The following is a 16,750-nucleotide window of genomic DNA, read 5'->3' as shown; positions in this document are numbered from 1 at the left end:
AACGGATAGAAAAAACAGCGGTTCGCTTGAGATAGCGAACCGCTGTTTTTTATTCGTTCAGCGTAAATAGATCGGAGCCATTCCGCTGAACGTTTTTTTACAACTCCTTGACCCGGATGTTTTTGAATTTGACCAGGGAGCCGTGACCGAGGAATCCGATATGGCCCTTTTCGTTTTTCAGGCCCGGGTGATCCTTGTGGTCGATCGTTCCGTTCTTGCTGGCTTCGGCGATGTTGCCTTCGAGGATCACTTCGCCGTTCAGCGTAACGCGGATGTCGTTGCCCTTGATTCGGATCTCTTCGCTGTTCCATTCGCCGACCGGTTTCAGGAAACCGCGTTTGGCCGGAATAACGCCGTACACCGAACCGTGATACTGGTATTTCTCGAGCTGGCTGTAAATCGGGGATTCGTTGTCGAGCACCTGAATCTCCATGCCGACATAAGCGGCATCGCCTTCGAGCGGGGCCCGGATTCCGATCCCGTTGTTCGCGCCTTCGGTCAGCATGAAGTCGAAGCGGAAGACGAAGTCTTTGTACTCGTCGACCGTATATAGGTTGCCGCCGCCGCCGTTGCCCGGATAGAGCACGATCGCTCCGTCTTCGGAGACATAATCGCGCGTATTACCCGTCCAACCGTGCATGTTCGTGCCGTCGTACAGCAGTTTGAAACCTTCGGCTTTCTCTTCGGCGGACAGTTCGGTCGGTTTCACCTGCGGCAGTTCGTTGATGTAGAGGTTGCGGAAAGCGGTTTTGGTGCCGTGCGCCTGCAGTTCGATCTGTTCGATCGGGAAGATCGCCTGGCTGCGGTCCCAGAAGTTTTCGAGGATCACGTTGTCGACTACCTTCTCGCCGTTCAGCAGTACGGTGACGCGGTCGCCTACCATCTTGATGTAGAATGTATTCCAAGTTCCCAACTTATTGTCGGCCACTTTGGACGGCTTGCTCGGATTGACCTGGTTGTTGTAGAGTCCGCCGGAACCGACTTCGGCGCCCACGTTACGGCGCGCCGTATCCCAGATCTGCACCTGCGGCGTACCGCGCAGGTAAATGCCCGCATCGGCCTCGCTACCTTCGGCATAGAGTTTCCAATCGACGTACATTTCGAAATCGCCGTATTGTTTTTCGGTGCAGATGTTGTCGAATCCGTGTCCGACGTATTCCATCAGTCCGTTGTTCACTACCCAGTCCTTGCGCATCGTTTCGTCTGCGGCGGCCTGTTTCTTGGCCAGTTCCGCCGGTTTCATCTTGGCGCGGGCGATCGGGTTTTCGACAAGCCCTTTCCACCCGGTCAGGTCTTTGCCGTTGAACATCGAGACGAAACCGCCCGTCGCCGGCAGCGAAGCCAGGTGTTTTTGCACCTCTTCGCGCTGGTAATTGCTGTCCTTGTCTTTGTTCAGTTCCACAGCCTTTTTCAGTAGTTCGGTAACGGCCGGGCCGTAGAATTCTTTGTGGGCCAGAGCCGTCCGGATTACGGCCATCACAGCGGCCTGAGAAACGTCCGCGTCGGCGTTGCCGAGGTATTTTCCGGCAAGCATCATCCCCTGGAACGTCTTGTTGTTTTCGAGTCCCTGAAGCGCTTTGGTTTCGATCTTACGCGCATCGGCGGCGGATAGGGCTTTGTTCGATCCGGCTATATCCAGCACGTCGGACAGCAGCAGCGTCTTGTTTTCGGGCGTTTTGTCCGATGCGGCGATCCGCTGTACGTACACGTCGAGCGCTTTGGCCGCATAGGCGGCATCGTCGGCGGCCGCGATTTCGGCCAGTTTGTCGGCAGCGGCCATTCCCTTGATATTCAGTAGCGCATAGAACGCGTTGTCCTTGTCGACGGCCGAACCGCTGTCGAAGCCTTTCGAGATAGTTTCCATTGCGTCCGGCAGCCCTGCTTTCGCCAGAACGGCGTAGTACAGCGATTTCTTGGCTCCGCTTTTGGCGATGCGGTCGCCGATCGCTCCGGCCTGTTCGTCGGGAGTCAGTTCGCGCAACGCTGCGACGATGGCGTTCTGAATCGCTTCGGTATTTTGGTCGTTGACCGACTGCTGTTTTTCGAGCATCGTGTACAGGGCGGGGAGGTCTTTGGCCGACGCTACGGCGGGCAGCGCCGCATAAGCGGCCTGTGCGACGGCGGCATTGGCATTCCGGGTCGCATCGAAAACGACGCCGGACTGATCCTGCGCGCGGCGGGCGGCGAGTACCGTGATTCCGCGGACGTCTCCTTTCTTTTGAACGATCTCGGCCGCTACCGGATTGACGTTCCCTTTGTAGGCGAGTAGGCATTGGGCAGCCGTATTGGCTCGGGCCTGGTCGTGCTCGCTGTCGGTCGCCGTCAGGATCACTTCGCTCAGAGCGGCGGGAACTTCCGATCCGCCGATCTGCGTCGCTGCCCACATAGCGGCTTCGCTAAGTTCCGCATCCGCATCTTTCAGATAGGGCAGGATAGCCGGCAACGCCGTTTTCGCTCCCTGGTTGCCGAGGTAGTTGACAATGTCGGTTTTGGCTTCGTTGTCTTTCAGTTTGCCGAGCGTAGCGCCCAGTTCGGTGTAGAACGCGTCGTCCGCATACGGAGCGGCGAATCGCAACACGTTGTTGCGGTAAGCCCGTGCGGGATCTTTCATCGCTTTCATCGCATAGGCGACCGGACTCTTCTGTAGCGACAGCAGGATTCCGGTGGCTGCGATACGGGCGTGTTCCGATCCGGCGGCTGCCGCTTTTTTCAACAGTTTACCGGCTTCCGCAGCGGCCAGTTTGTCCTGTCCGTCTGCTTTCAGCTTTTCGATCAGGCAGATATAAGCGTCCGTCGCGTCGCCGTCGTAGTTAGCGTTTGCGGCTGCGGCGCTCAGCACGGGAAGCGATGCGGCCGTACCGATTTTCGACAGGGCGTAATAAATCGACTTGTCGGCGCTTTTATCGTTGCCTACCCAGGCGATCAGAGCCGTTTCGACGCCTTCGTTGTCGATGCCCGCGTCGCCTGCGGCCTGAGCCAGCGCGTTTTTATCGCCTGTCCCGGCAACGATCGCCTGGGCGATCGCCGTTTCGGCTTCCGGCGTTCCGTTCGAAACGAGCGCAGTCAGCGCGGGGCCGCCCAGCCGTTGATCGCCGATCAGACCGGCCAGGACGTCGACGCTCTCCTTTTTGCCGCATTGTTGCAGCAGGCGGATGTAGAACGCCTTGATTTCGGCATCGTTGCTTTTTTTCAGTCCGCGGATAATCCCGTTGACGAACTCTTTGCGCGCTTGTTCACGGTCGGGGCCCGAAACGAAGGCCGACCAGCCGGACAGCGCGTAGCTGACCGGAACGTTGTTCGTATCGTCGAACATGGATACCAGCATGTCCACGCCCTCAGCTCCGGTCGAAACCAGATCGTTCATCAACCGGTCGTATTCGGCTTCGTTCGGGGCCGGCATCAGACCCAGCGCATCCGATACTTTGGTTTTCCACGTGCGGTTCGGATTGGTCTGTGCAGACAGGTTGCTGCCGGCCAACGCGAACAACGCAAAAAGAACTAAAACTATCTTTTTCATCATAATTATCGTTAATCGGGTTAGACGTTAAATGGCCCAGGGGGCGCGCATCGGTTGGTCGATCAGCCGGTTGGCCGCATCGTCATCGACGAACAGCAGCTTTTCGGGATCGAATTTCAGCGAACGTCCCAGACGCAGCGCCACGCCGCCCATATTGACGATAGTCGCCGAGCGGAACCCGTTCTGTTCGTTCAGGGCGAATTTCTGACGGTTCTTGACGCAATGCAGGAAATCGGTCTGCTGCGGCATCGGGTCGGGAAATTCGGCCAGTTTGCGTTCCCAGTCCGGAATGTCGCACTGGAAATTGGGGTATACTTTTCCGTTCGGGCCCTCGATGTAAGGATCGCTCGGACTGCCGTTGTCTTCGCCGTACAGGATGATTTTGCAGCCGTCGTCGTAAGTATATTCGATTTTACGCCACGTACCCACCGCGTCGGGATGCTGCTGCGGCGCGTCGATCTCGACCGAGATCGGGCTGGTTTCGTCCTTACCGAGCAGGTATTGCACCGGGTCGATGTAGTGCTGTCCCATATCGCCCAGTCCGCCGGCGTCGTAGTCCCAGTATCCGCGGAAGGTTTCGTGTACGCGGTGCGCGTTGTAGGGTTTATAAGGAGCCGGGCCGAGCCACATGTCGTAGTCGAGTTCGGCGGGGACTTTCTGTTCTTCGAGTTTTTCGTTGCCGACCCAGAAAAATTTCCAGTTGAAGCCGGTATGCTTGCTGATCGTCACTTTCAACGGCCATCCGAGCATACCGCTGTCGACCAGTTTTTTGATCTTGTCGACGGTCGTGTTCATACCGTAGAACGTGTCGGTGAAGCGGAACCATGTGTTGAGGCGGAAAATATTGCCGTGCTGTTTGACCGCTTCCATCACCCGTTTGCCTTCGCCGATCGTCCGCGTCATCGGTTTCTCGCACCAGATGTCCTTGCCGGCGCGGGCGGCGTCGACCGACATGATCCCGTGCCAGTGCGGCGGGGTGGCGATGTGTACGATATCGACGTTCGGATCTTCGATCAGTTTCCTGTAGTCGGAATAGGTGGCCAGTTTATCGCTGGCCAGTTGCTCGCCGGCCGCCAGATGATTTTTGTCCACGTCGCAAATGGCTACCAGGCGGGTGCCGGCGTAGCCGTAATGACCGCGTCCCATCCCGCCGACGCCGATGATGCCCTTGGTGAGCTGATCGCTCGGAGCCGTGTATCGCGTTCCGCCGAGTACGTGACGGGGAACGATGGTCAGGGCGGCCATTCCTGCGAACGTTTTCAGGAAATCCCTTCTTTTCATAAGTTTGGTATTTTTTGAAGATTAAGTTAAGTATTGCGTAAACGATGCGGAGGGATTTTTCCTCCGCATCCCGTTATTAGTCTTTCAGGTAATAATCGACGGACGTTACGACGCGCACCGTCTTTATATAGGGCGTATTGGCGTCCCGGTCGGAGATCGAGAACTGTCCCTGGTTGGCAAATTTGATCTTTCCCAGTTTGCTTTTCGAATCGTGCGCGAATTTTTCGCCGGCGATGCGGGCGTTCTCGGTCGCTTCTTCGATCATTTTCGGTTTGATCTCGTTCAACGCAGTGGAAGTGTACAGGAACTGCGTTGTGAAACGGTAATCCCCGCCGGTGATGGCTACGCCCTGTTTCAGTAGGTCGCTCTGGCGCGACATCAGTTTGACCACCAGATCCACCTTATCGGTCGTAACGGTCAACACGCTGGTTACGTTGTAACGGTATTTGACGCTTTGCGGGCCGTAGCGTTCGGCGTCCATGTCGATGATTTCCGCCGGGGCGATCGTAATTTCGTCGTCCGTGATGCCGTTCGACTTCAGGAAATCGACGATTTTCGCATTGCTCGTTTCGAGCGTATTGTAAAGTGTCATCAGATTGTCTCCGACTTCTTTGTAGGCCAGCGGCCAGATCACCCGGTCGGCTTTGACCTCTTTTTCCGAAAGTCCTTTGACGGAAACGACGCGTTCGCTGTCCTTGAAATGTACGATGCCGCTCCGCAGCATCCATCCCGCTACGATCAGGCCGATCGCCAGCAGGGCGCATTCGACCAGGTAACTTTTTGTCTTTTCCATAATAGCAGCTTTTAGTATTGTTGTTTATTCAGGATGCAAATCCTTTTTTGTTGCGGATTTTCAGTTAAACGGGAAGCCTAATACGACAGTTTAAAATTAATAAAAAGATTTCAAAAAACAGCAAGGCTTTCCGGGATAAAGTTCCGACTTCTGTGTAGTCGGTTGTTTATCAGTATGTAATGATGCAATATAAAAAAGACCCCTCGAAAGGGGCCTTTTTTATGAATGACGGAGGAAGCCTACAACTGGGCGATTCCAATGATTCCTTTATCCGATTTCTCGATGAAGTCGATGATGTACTGTATCTCGGGACTCATCGGGATGGTCTCCTTGATTTGGATCAGCGCGTTTTCGAGGCTGGTTCCGGATTGGTAGATCTGGCGGTAAGCCTTTGCGATGTCGTCGATGATATTTTCCTGAATTTCGCCGACTTTAGACAACAGTACGGCGTTCACTCCATAATAAACGATCGGGTTGTGCGCGGCTACGATGAAGGGCGGTACGTCCTTGTTGGCCCGGCATCCGTCCCGGAGTAGCGTCCAACTGCCGATGTGGCAGCCGTGCTTGAGGATAACGCCGCTGCCGAGGATCGCCTTGTCGTCGATGACGCATTCGCCGGCGGTCTTGGCTCCGTTCCCGAGAATGCATTTGTTGCCGATCTTCGTATCGTGCGCTACGTGAACGCCTTCGAGCAGGAAGTTCCCGTCGCCGATCGAAGTGACGCCGTCCGGATAGGTAGCCCGGTTGACGATCGCTTTTTCACGGATCGTGTTGTCGTTGCCGATTACCAGGATGGTATCCTCCCCCTTGAACTTGAAGTCCTGCGGGGCGGCGCCCAGGATGGCGCTTTGGTAAACGGTGTTGCCGGTTCCCATCCGGGTGCCGTCCAGCACGCTGGCGTAAGGCATGATCGTACAGTTGTCGCCGATTTCGACATTCTTATCGATGTATGCGAACGGGTAGACGGTCACGTTCTTCCCGATTTTCGCACTGGGGTCTACATGAGCTAATGGACTGATCATATCGCTGTGTTTTTATCGTTATTCGTTGCGTCCTCCGCCCAATGCGTTGTACAGGTTGACGATGGCCTGTATGCGATCGAACTGGTCGGATACGTTCGACAGCTGAGCGCTGAGGAGCGATTGCTGCGCCGTAAGCACTTCCAGGTAGGTGGAAGTTCCTAAAGTTAATAATTCCTGCGTATATTCGACCGATTTTTCCAGGGAATTGATCTGTTTTTTCCGCTGAACGATTTTGTCTTCGGCCGACTGGTACTGGCACAGCGCGTTGCTGACCTCGCTGCCGGCATTCAGGATTGCCTGCTGGAAACTCAGCAGCGCTTCCTGCTGCTGGGCCTTTGCGATCCGCAGCCGGGCCGTATTGGCGCCTTTGTTGAAGAGAGGCTGCGTCAGCGAGCCGAGGGCCGATGCGATCATTTTGCCCGGGTTCGCCACCATGCTACCCAGTTGGTTCGTCCATCCGAAGTTTCCCGAGATCGACAGCGACGGTAGAAAGCCGACCGGGCGGCGTTCGTGTTGTAGAACGTGCCGGCGAACGCCATCTCGGCCGCCTTGACGTCCGGACGGTTCGACAACAATTGTACCGGAACGCCGGCGTTCATCATCGCGGGGAACGATTGCGATTTCAGGCTGCCCCGTTCGATCTGCTGCGGAGCCTCTTTGAGGATCAGCGACAGCGCGTTCTCGATCTCGCGGATCTGCTGTTTGAGTTCCGGGATCGACGCTTCGATCATGTAGCTGTTCGCTTCGCTCTGCACGATGGCCGCTTCGTTCACCATGCCGGCCTCTTTCATCGCCCGCATCGTCTCGACGGTCTTCTTCCACAGTACCGAAGTATTTTCGGTGATGGCGAGCTGTTCGTCGAGCATCAGCAGCGTGTAGTAGTAGTTCGCTACGGCGGCGATCACTTGGGTTTGGACGGCTTGCTTGTAGGCTTGGCTCTGCAGGACGGCGGCTTTCGCTCCCCGTTTGGCGTTCAGCAGTTTGCCGAAAATGTCGATTTCCCAGCTGGCGGCGATCGGGGCGCTCCATGTCCACGTCCGCCTGTGATTTTCATACCAGCTCAGGCCGCCCTGGGGGGCCAGGTTCAGCGAAGGCGTGTAGGCCAGGCGCGCCGACATCAGGCCCGCTTCGGCCTCCTGAACTTTCAGGATGGCCGTCTGCAGGTCGGTGTTCTGTTCCAGCCCCAATTGGATCAGGGACTGGAGCTGCGGATCGGTGAATACTTCGCGCCACGGCAGGTCGCCCATGTTGGTCGTATCCGAAACCAGCGTGTCGGTTGCCGAGACGGGATCGCGGTACAACCCTTTCGTGTCCATTTCGGGCCGGCTGTAAGGCTTGTATATGTTGCAGCCGCTTACCAGCGCTGCAAGGCATACGATATATATGAACTGTTGTTTTTTCATCTCCGTTATTTCGTGTATTGTTCGATTTCTGCTTCGATTTCGGTGTTGTCGGTATCGTCCCAGTGCAGCGGCTTGAACCGTTCCTGCAGATGCTGGAAGGCGACGAACAGCGCCGGTACGACGAAGATCTGGCAGATCATACCGATCAACATACCGCCGATGGCGCCGGTTCCCAGCGTGCTGTTGCCGTTGGCTCCTACGCCGCTGGCGAACATCAGCGGCAACAGGCCGATCACCATGGCCAGCGAGGTCATCAGGATCGGGCGCAAACGGGCCGACGCTCCGAGTACGGCTGCCGAGACGATGCTCATACCGGATTGGCGTCGTTCGAGGGCGAACTCGGTAATCAGGATGGCGTTCTTGGCCAACAGACCGATCAGCATGATCAGGGCGATCTGCATGTAGATGTTGTTCTCGACGCCCATGAATTGCGCGAAGATGAAGCTACCCATCAGACCGGCCGGGATCGAAAGGATTACGACCAGCGGAAGGATGTAACTTTCGTACTGGGCGCTCAGCAGCAGGTAGACGAAGACCAGACACAGGATAAAGATAATGGCCGTGGTGCTTCCGCTGCTCTGCTGTTCCTCGCGCGTCATACCGGAATACTCGAATCCGTAACCGGAAGGCAGCGTTTCGTTGGCGACTTCCTGGATGGCCTGAATAGCCTGTCCCGAACTGTATCCGGGTTTCGGGTTTCCGTTCACCTTGATCGAGGTAAACATGTTGAAACGCGAGATGTTGTCCGGGCCGTACACCCGTTTGAGCGTAATGAACTGGGTGATCGGCGCCATTTCGTTGCCGTTGCGCACCTTGATGCTGTTCAGCGTTTCCGGATTGACGCGCAGTTCGGCGTCGGACTGGATCATTACGCGGTACAGGCGGCCGAAACGGTTGAAGTTCGACGCGTAGATACTACCGTAATAGCCTTGCAGGGCGGCGAGCAGCGTTTGCGGACTCAGGCCGGCCTGTTTACATTTGGCTACGTCGATATCGACCATATACTGCGGGTAGAACGGGTTGAACGCGCTGTAGGCCATTGCGATCTCCGGACGTTGGTTCAGCTTGCCGATGAACTGCTGCGAGATGTTGAAGAACGTGTTGATGTCGCCGCCCGTTTTATCCTGCAGGTTCACTTCGAAACCGTTCGAGGCGCTGTAACCCGAGATCATCGGCGGAGCGAAGATAAATACCTGGGCGTCTTTGATCAGGTTGCGCGTCTGCATGGTCAGCATACCCATGATCGCATCGACGTTCTGTTCCTTGGTACGTTCTTCCCACGGCTTGAGTTTACAGATAAACGTACCGTAGGCGCTACCCTGTCCGGCCATGAAACTGTATCCGGCGATTTCGGTACGGCTTTTCAGACCCGGGGTGGCTGCGAGCAGACTGTCTATCCGAGCCATGGCGGCTTGTGTCTTTTCCAGCGAAGTTGCCGGCGGCATACTCACGGCGACGAAGAAAGTACCGGTATCTTCGTTCGGCACCATACCCGTCGGAGTGATTTTCATCAGGCCGAGCAGAACGACCACCGAAGCGATGACCAGGCCGAAAGCGAGCCATTTCCGTTTGATGAACAGGTTGACGCCTTTTTTGTACTTGGTCAGCGTGACGTCGTAAGCGACGTTGAAGGCTTTATGGAACCGTTTGATCGGGCTCAGTTTTTTCTGTCCCTCTTCCTCTTTCTGGTGCGGTTTCAGGAACATGGCGCACAGCGCAGGACTCAGCGTCAGCGCGTTGATGGCGGACAGGCCGATGGCGATGGCCATCGTCAGACCGAACTGGCGGTAGAACGTACCCGACGTACCGGTGATGAAGCTTACCGGAATGAACACGGCCATCATCACGAGGGTGATCGACACGATAGCTCCCGAAATTTCGCTCATCGCGTCGATAGACGCTTTCAACGGCGATTTATAACCCTGATCCAGTTTGGCATGCACCGCCTCGACGACCACGATGGCATCATCGACCACGATGGCGATCGCCAGCACGAGGGCGCAAAGCGTCAACAGGTTCACGCTGAATCCGATCAGGTACAGGACGAAGAACGTACCGATCAAAGCTACCGGGATCGCGATCGCCGGGATCAGCGTCGAGCGGAAGTCCTGCAGGAAGATGAACACCACGAGGAACACCAGAATAAATGCTTCGATCAGCGTTTTGAGCACTTCATTGATGGAGGCGAACAGGAAATCGTTCGTATCCATCATGATTTCGTAGTCCACTCCCGGAGGGAAATCCTTGGCGGACTGCTCGAGGATTTTTTTAACGTCGTTGATAATCTGCGTAGCATTCGAGCCTGCGGTCTGGTAAATGATGAACGAGGTACCCGGATGGGCATTCGAACGGGTCGAGAATGCATACGAAAGTCCGCCCAGTTCGACACGGGCGATTTCGCCGAGTCTCAGTACCTTGCCGTCCGGGGTCGCCCGGATTACGATATCTTCGAACTCTTCGGGCGTAGCCAGGCGTCCCTTGTACCGCATGATATATTGGAAAGACTGGTCGCCGCTTTCGCCGAACTGTCCGGGCGCGGCCTCGATGTTCTGTTCGGCGAGTGCGCTGATAACGTCCGTCGGCATCAGCATGTACTGCGCCATCACATCCGGTTTCAGCCAGATACGCATTGAATAATCGGCGCCCATCATCATCACGTCGCCCACGCCGGGTACGCGCTGAATCTGGGGAACCAGGTTGATCTGAGCATAGTTTTTCAGAAAGTTCTGGTCGTATTCGTCGTTCGGACTGAAAACCGTGCCGACCAGCAGCATACTGGTCTGCCGCTTGCTGGTGATCACGCCGACCTGCGTAACTTCGGACGGCAGCAGACCCTGGGCTTTGGCGACGCGGTTCTGCACGTTCACCGCGGCCATGTCGGGGTCGGTTCCCTGTTTGAAATATACGTCGATGCTCGCATCGCCGGTATTAGTAGCGGTGGAGGTCATGTACATCATGTTCTCCACGCCGTTGATCTGCTCCTCGAGCGGTGCGATCACACTGTTCAGTACGGTTTGGGCGTTGGCGCCGGTGTACGACGTGCTGACGTGCACGGTCGGCGGCGCGATATCCGGATATTGAGTTACCGGCAGCGAAACCAATCCCAGCACACCCAATATCACGATAAGAATCGAGATCACCGTGGATAGTACCGGGCGTTTTATAAATCTGTCTAATTTCATAATTCTGCTTTTTTATGCGAAATTCATTCCCCGGGCGTTTATTTTGCTGCACCTTTGGCTGCTGCGGCAGCGGCTGCCTGTTGAGTCGCCTGTTGCATTTTGGCGGCTGCCTCTTCCGGGGTGATCGGTTTGATCGGCATACCGTTCTTGATAAAGCCTACGCCCTCTACGACGATCCGGTCGCCGGGGTTCAGACCTCCGGTTACGACATACTGCTGGCCGTTATTGATCGGCAATACCTGAATCATCGTCTGGTTTACCGTCGAACTGTCCGTTACGACGAATGCGAAGATCTTATCCTGGGCTTCGACCGTTGCGCTCTGCGGAATCACGATCGTCGAATCGAGTTTTTCCGGAATCAGGATGTTGCCCGATCCGCCGCTGCGCAATACCTGGTTCGGATTTTTGAATGTGGCGCGTACGCGGCTCCGCCGGCGGTCTGGTCGATCACGCCGCTCAGCGTTTCGACGGTGCCCTTTTCCGGGTAGATCGAGCCGTCGACGAGCTGCAGTTGCACTTCCGGCATCTTCTTCAGCGATCCGTCGGTCGTCATCTTCAGCAGTTCTTTTTCGTTCAGCGAGAAGTAGACGTACATTTCCGAATTGTCCGCTACGGTGGTCAGCGGGGTGGCCATGCTCGGACTTACGAGACTTCCGACACGGTACGGAATTTCGCCGACCACTCCGTTTGACGGGCTGGTCACCTGCGTATAAGAGAGGTTATTCTTCGCGTTGGTCAATTGCGCTTCGGCTTGTGCGAGGGCCGCTTTCTGCGATGCGAGGGTATTTTCGGCCATTTGCAGGTCGTACTCGCTGATGATATTTTTGCGGGCCAGTTCGCGTTTGTTGTCGGCGGTCAACTGGGCCGTCGCTACGGCTGCCTTGGCTACGTTTACGTTTGCTTCGGCCACTTTGACGGCCTCCTCGAATTGTACCGGGTCGATGATGAACAGCGTTTGGCCTTTTTTAACGGTCGCGCCTTCGTCTACGCACAGTTTGGTGATGAATCCGCTGACGTTCGGGCGGATTTCGATATCCTGGCGTCCGCGGATAGCGGCTGCCGGGTAGGTATTGTTCAGTTCGATCGAAGTCGGCTCGAGCGTTATGGTGGCGTATTCCGGTACGCCGCCCATCATTCCGGCCTGCTGTTTCGTGCCGCACGAAAAGAAAGTCGCGCCCAATGCGGTTAATAAGAAAAACCGTTGAGACTGAATAAGCATTGATTTTCGAATTTTCATATTCTTTAACTATTTGTTTGTTATTTTTCGAATGTCGTAGTGTGCGGGGGAACCGCATTCCCCATTGTCGTGCGCCTGCATGAGGTACGACCCGTTCCGTGTTCTGCTCATGTTTTTTCGTTTTTTCCGCTATCCATATTTTTCACCATGTTTTCTTGCCTACGTCGAACGAACGGATGAATTGCCGACGAAAATCCGACAGACAAAAGTACAAATATTCGTTCGATAATCTAATCCGTGCATTCGGTAAAGTCTTTTTACTCCGGATAATACGTTATTTCGTTTTTCTTAACGTGTTTTCACCGGATAAATTGCCCGTATGATGCCGGTTTTATGTGGATTCGACCATTTTTACGGCATTTTTTCACAATCCGATTTTACCGCATTGTACAGGTCGCAAATGTAAATAAGAAAACTGGAAAAACAAAAATAGTTTTCCAGTTTTTGAAAGTTTTTTACCCGATCGGTCAATTTAGTCGGGTTTTTAACCGGGTCTCGATATCCGAAAACGGGTCGAAACGGCGGTAAGGAAGCTGTTTTTACTCGAATTTCAGCTCTTTTAACTGCCCCAGTTGTTCGTAATTGGTCAGATCCACCTGGATCGGAACGACCGATACGTACCCGTTTTTGAGCGCCCATTCGTCCGTGTCGGTCGCTTCGGGCTCGGTATTTTCGAAATAACCGCAGAGCCAGTAATAGTCGTGTCCGCGCGGATCCTGGCGGCGTTCGAACACTTCCCGCCAATAGCCCCGGTTCTGGCGGCAGGGCATGATCCCGCGGATTTGTTCGGCCGGCAGGTTCGGTACGTTGACGTTCAGGCACAACGGGCGTCCGAGGTTTTCGGTCATGGCTTTTCGCACGATCGGCAGGATGTACTGCTGCACGGTGCCGAAGTCGGCGTCCTCGTCGTGGTCGAGCAGCGAGAAGCCGATCGACGGAATGTTGTAGAAACTGCCTTCGATGGCGGCTCCCATCGTTCCGGAATAGAGGACGTTAACGGCCGAGTTGGCGCCGTGGTTGATGCCTGACAGCACCAGATCCGGAGTTTCGCCGTTTTGCAGCAGGTAGTCGAAAGCGATCTTCACGCAATCGACCGGAGTGCCGTTGCAACCGTATATGGTCAAGCCTTCCTGCTCGGTCACCTTTTTCAGGTACAGCGGGCGCGTCATCGTGATGGCGTGCGACATGCCGCTTTGCCCCTCTTCCGGGGCCACCGCTACGATCCGGCCCAGCGGTCGGACCGTTTCGATCAGCTTTTGGAGTCCTTTGGCGCGGACTCCGTCGTCGTTGGTGATAAATATCAATGGTTTATGATTCATAGGCTTTGTCTATTCGTTCAATCGTAAACTGCAAAGGTACGAAAAAACGGGCCGAATACCAACTTGGCCGAAAGCGACGATCCCGAAAGTCCGCAACATTTTCGGATTTCCGGGATCGTGGTTGTCGGGGTGTTTTGCCGGCGGGTCAGCTTTGCGATTCGCGGTAGGCGTCGATCGCTTTGCGGGCCGATCCGTGCAGCAGCAGCAGGCGTTTGGCCTGTTCGTAACCGAGCCCCAGTTCGTCGGCGACCATCCGCGTTCCGCGGTCTACCAGTTTGTCGTTGGTCAGTTGCATGTTGACCATCCGGTTGCCTTTGACGCGGCCCAGCTTGATCATCGTGGCGGTCGTAATCATGTTGCAGATCAGCTTCTGCCCGGTTCCCGATTTCATCCGCGAACTGCCGGTGACCAGTTCCGGCCCGACGATCATTTCGATCGGAATATCGGCTTCGGCGGCCAGCGGGGAGTCCGGGTTGCTACAGATACAGGCGGTCAGGATGCCGTGTTCGCGGGCGCGGTGCAGCGCCCCGATCACGTACGGGGTCGTGCCCGATGCCGCGATACCGATCACCGTGTCGAGCGGCGAGATATTCCGTTCCAGCAGTTCTTGCCAGCCCCGCTGCGGATCGTCTTCGGCGTGTTCCACCGGATTCCGCAACGCCGTGTCGCCGCCGGCGATCAGGCCGACGACCAGCGTCGGCGGCATCCCGAAGGTCGGCGGGATCTCCGAGGCGTCCAGCACGCCGAGCCGGCCGCTCGTGCCGGCTCCCAGGTAAAAGATGCGGCCTCCTTTCTGCATCCGCTCGACGATGGCGGTTACCAGTTTTTCGATCTGCGGGATCGCCTTGCCGACTGCTTCCGGGACTTTCCGGTCTTCTTCGTTGATCTCTTCCAGCAGCTCGCGGACGGATTTTTGTTCCAGGTTGTCGTGCAGCGATGCCTGTTCGGTAATTTTTACGAAAGTCATATGTTATCGTTATTGATTCGCATGGTAACGGACGAGTCCTTCCATCGGCGTGCGGACGATCGACCCGATCCGCAGACCGGATTCGACGGCGGTCTCTTCCAAGATCTCCTTATAATAATAGGCGACCGATCCGGTGAAATGCACGGGAAGCTCGCGGCAGTCGGGGTATTGCAGTACGTTCCGGCGCAGGAAGCTCGCGAAACCGTTTTTGACCAGCGCCCGGATTTCCGGTACGTCGAGGTTTTCCGCGAGAAACGGCGACAGGCCGGCGAGGAAACGGTTCGGGAACGGTTTTTTGTAAATCCGTTCGAGAATATCGGCCGGCGTCAAGCCGAAACGCGAGAGAAATTTCTCTCTGAGTCCTGTCGGGAGCTGGTTTTCAGGCAATCGCCGACCAGCGTCCGGCCGAGAACGGCCCCGCTGCCTTCGTCGCCGAGGATGAATCCGAGCGGCGAGACGTTGGCCGTAATTTCGGTTCCGTCGTACAGGCAGGAGTTCGAGCCGGTTCCGAGGATACAGGCGATGCCGGCGTTGCGGCCGCACAGCGCGCGGGCGGCTGCCAGCATGTCGCTGCCCACTTCGATGTCCGCCGCCGTGAAACGGGCGGCCAGGACGTCGCGGATCACGGCGATCTTATCGGGGAAAGCGCAGCCGGCTCCGTAAAAGCGGATCTGTTCGATCGGACGATTTCCAAGCTGCGGGAGCAGGCCGCCGTCCACTTCCCGGGCGATTTCGTCGGCGCTCTGGAAAAACGGGTTGGTTCCGTGGGTGGCGATCCGGCATATTTCCGCGGCACCGTCGGCCACGCACCAGTCCGTTTTGGTCGAGCCACTGTCTGCAAGCAGTATCATATTTTGATGTAGATTTTCCGTTTATACAACGTATAACCGATTCCCCAGTTCAGCGCGACGAACAGCAGCGCGTAGACCAGCGAACCGAAGTAGTCGCCCAGCGCGGGTTTCAGGCACAGCGAGTAGGCGAACCCGTGCAGGCTCAGCAGGCCGTTTCCGTGCGGCAGGCGAATGTTGTTCAGCAGGATCGAGAGCACGGCCGCCGAGACGTACAGAAACAGCGGATTGATGCCGAACGATTCGAAAAAACGGCTCCAGCGCCTGTAACCTTTGACATCGATCGTCCAGATCAACAGCGCCAGCAGCGACGAGGCCATGCCGCAGGTGACCAGTACGAACGTGGGCGACCAGATTTTCTTGTTGATCGGACAGCCGTAGCTCAGCAGCCAGCCGCACAGCATCAGCGCCGATCCGACGAGGAACAGGTTTTGGATTTTATCCGTCAGGTTCCGTGCGCCGACGAGCAGTCCTCCGCAGCAGAATCCGATCAGCACGTGGGCGATCGACGGGATCGTACTCAGCAATCCTTCCGGGTCGAAGGCGAGATCGCCCTGACGGTACATGTGCGCCGGGCCGAGTATTGCTCGGTCGACGATGCCGACGACGTTTTGTTCGGAAATTTCGAATCCGTGTCCCGATAGCAGGATCGCGAAATAACCGGCGAGCAGTCCCGCGGCGATCCACGGGATGCGCCGGTGGCGAACCGTTACGGCGATCAGCGCCGCCGCGCCGTAACTCAGCGCCAGGCGTTGCATCACGCCGAGGATCCGCATCCGGTCGAACGTCCAGCACGAACGTCCGATCCGTTCCCAAAACGGAACTCCTTCGTCCGACAGCGCGTTGAACGTGCCGCAGAATCTTGAGAACCACCCGATCCCGACGCCTATCAGGAAGATCACCAGTACTCGCCGCAAGATTTTCCGGACCGTGGCGCGGCTGCACCGGAAATCGAATTTTTTCAGCGACAAGTAGGTCGATGCCCCCATGATGAACATGAAAAACGGAAAGACCAGGTCGGTCGGCGTCAGTCCGTTCCACGAGGCGTGTTCCAGCGGGGCGTAGATCGCGCTCCAACTGCCCGGGTTGTTGACCAGGATCATCCCTGCGATCGTGATCCCGCGCAGGATATCGAGGGCCAGCAGGCGTTTGTTTTCAGCGGCGTTCATTCGTCCGAAGGG

The 16,750-nt window shown here is 56.3% G+C and carries 8 protein-coding genes and 3 pseudogenes; all 11 read right to left on the bottom strand.

Annotated elements, in window-relative coordinates; translation table 11 throughout:
- Positions 1 to 97: 97 nt before the first annotated feature.
- Positions 98 to 3,517: a DUF1080 domain-containing protein gene (locus tag DW082_RS00865; RefSeq protein ID WP_118456970.1), complete on the bottom strand. Its 3,420-nt coding sequence runs from the start codon at positions 3,515 to 3,517 to the stop codon at positions 98 to 100.
- A 27-nt stretch (positions 3,518 to 3,544) separates the two neighbouring features.
- A complete protein-coding gene (locus DW082_RS00860) occupies positions 3,545 to 4,798 on the bottom strand; it encodes a Gfo/Idh/MocA family oxidoreductase (RefSeq protein WP_055205723.1) in 1,254 nt (417 codons plus the stop codon).
- Between the two features lie 76 nt (positions 4,799 to 4,874).
- Positions 4,875 to 5,591: an SIMPL domain-containing protein gene (locus tag DW082_RS00855; protein ID WP_055205724.1), complete on the bottom strand. Its 717-nt coding sequence runs from the start codon at positions 5,589 to 5,591 to the stop codon at positions 4,875 to 4,877.
- 239 nt (positions 5,592 to 5,830) lie between these two features.
- Positions 5,831 to 6,613: an acyl-ACP--UDP-N-acetylglucosamine O-acyltransferase gene (gene lpxA / locus DW082_RS00850; RefSeq protein WP_101572172.1), complete on the bottom strand. Its 783-nt coding sequence runs from the start codon at positions 6,611 to 6,613 to the stop codon at positions 5,831 to 5,833.
- Positions 6,614 to 6,631: 18 nt separating this feature from the next.
- Positions 6,632 to 8,016: pseudogene (locus DW082_RS00845) on the bottom strand (TolC family protein).
- A 5-nt stretch (positions 8,017 to 8,021) separates the two neighbouring features.
- Positions 8,022 to 11,198, bottom strand: a complete 3,177-nt coding sequence (locus DW082_RS00840) for an efflux RND transporter permease subunit (RefSeq protein ID WP_101572176.1) — start codon at positions 11,196 to 11,198, stop codon at positions 8,022 to 8,024.
- Between the two features lie 38 nt (positions 11,199 to 11,236).
- A pseudogene (locus DW082_RS00835) lies at positions 11,237 to 12,435 on the bottom strand (efflux RND transporter periplasmic adaptor subunit).
- A gap of 539 nt (positions 12,436 to 12,974) precedes the next feature.
- Positions 12,975 to 13,754 carry a 5'/3'-nucleotidase SurE gene (gene surE, locus DW082_RS00830; RefSeq protein ID WP_055205814.1) on the bottom strand — a complete coding sequence of 260 codons (780 nt, stop codon included), beginning with the start codon at positions 13,752 to 13,754 and terminating at the stop codon, positions 12,975 to 12,977.
- 145 nt (positions 13,755 to 13,899) lie between these two features.
- A complete protein-coding gene (gene murQ / locus DW082_RS00825; protein WP_055205729.1) occupies positions 13,900 to 14,721 on the bottom strand; it encodes an N-acetylmuramic acid 6-phosphate etherase in 822 nt (273 codons plus the stop codon).
- A gap of 9 nt (positions 14,722 to 14,730) precedes the next feature.
- Positions 14,731 to 15,572: pseudogene (locus DW082_RS00820) on the bottom strand (ATPase).
- Positions 15,569 to 16,738 (bottom strand): acyltransferase family protein, encoded by a 1,170-nt coding sequence (locus tag DW082_RS00815; RefSeq protein WP_101572180.1) that lies wholly within the window; start codon positions 16,736 to 16,738, stop codon positions 15,569 to 15,571. The pseudogene DW082_RS00820 and the gene DW082_RS00815 overlap by 4 nt, the downstream one beginning before the upstream one ends.
- Positions 16,739 to 16,750: the final 12 nt, after the last annotated feature.

This window comes from Alistipes sp. AF48-12 (assembly GCF_003477565.1).
Taxonomy (GTDB): Bacteria; Bacteroidota; Bacteroidia; order Bacteroidales; family Rikenellaceae; genus Alistipes_A; species Alistipes_A hominis.
The sequence above is the reverse complement of the archived record's forward strand: the minus strand, read 5'-3'. Positions and strand labels throughout refer to the sequence as shown.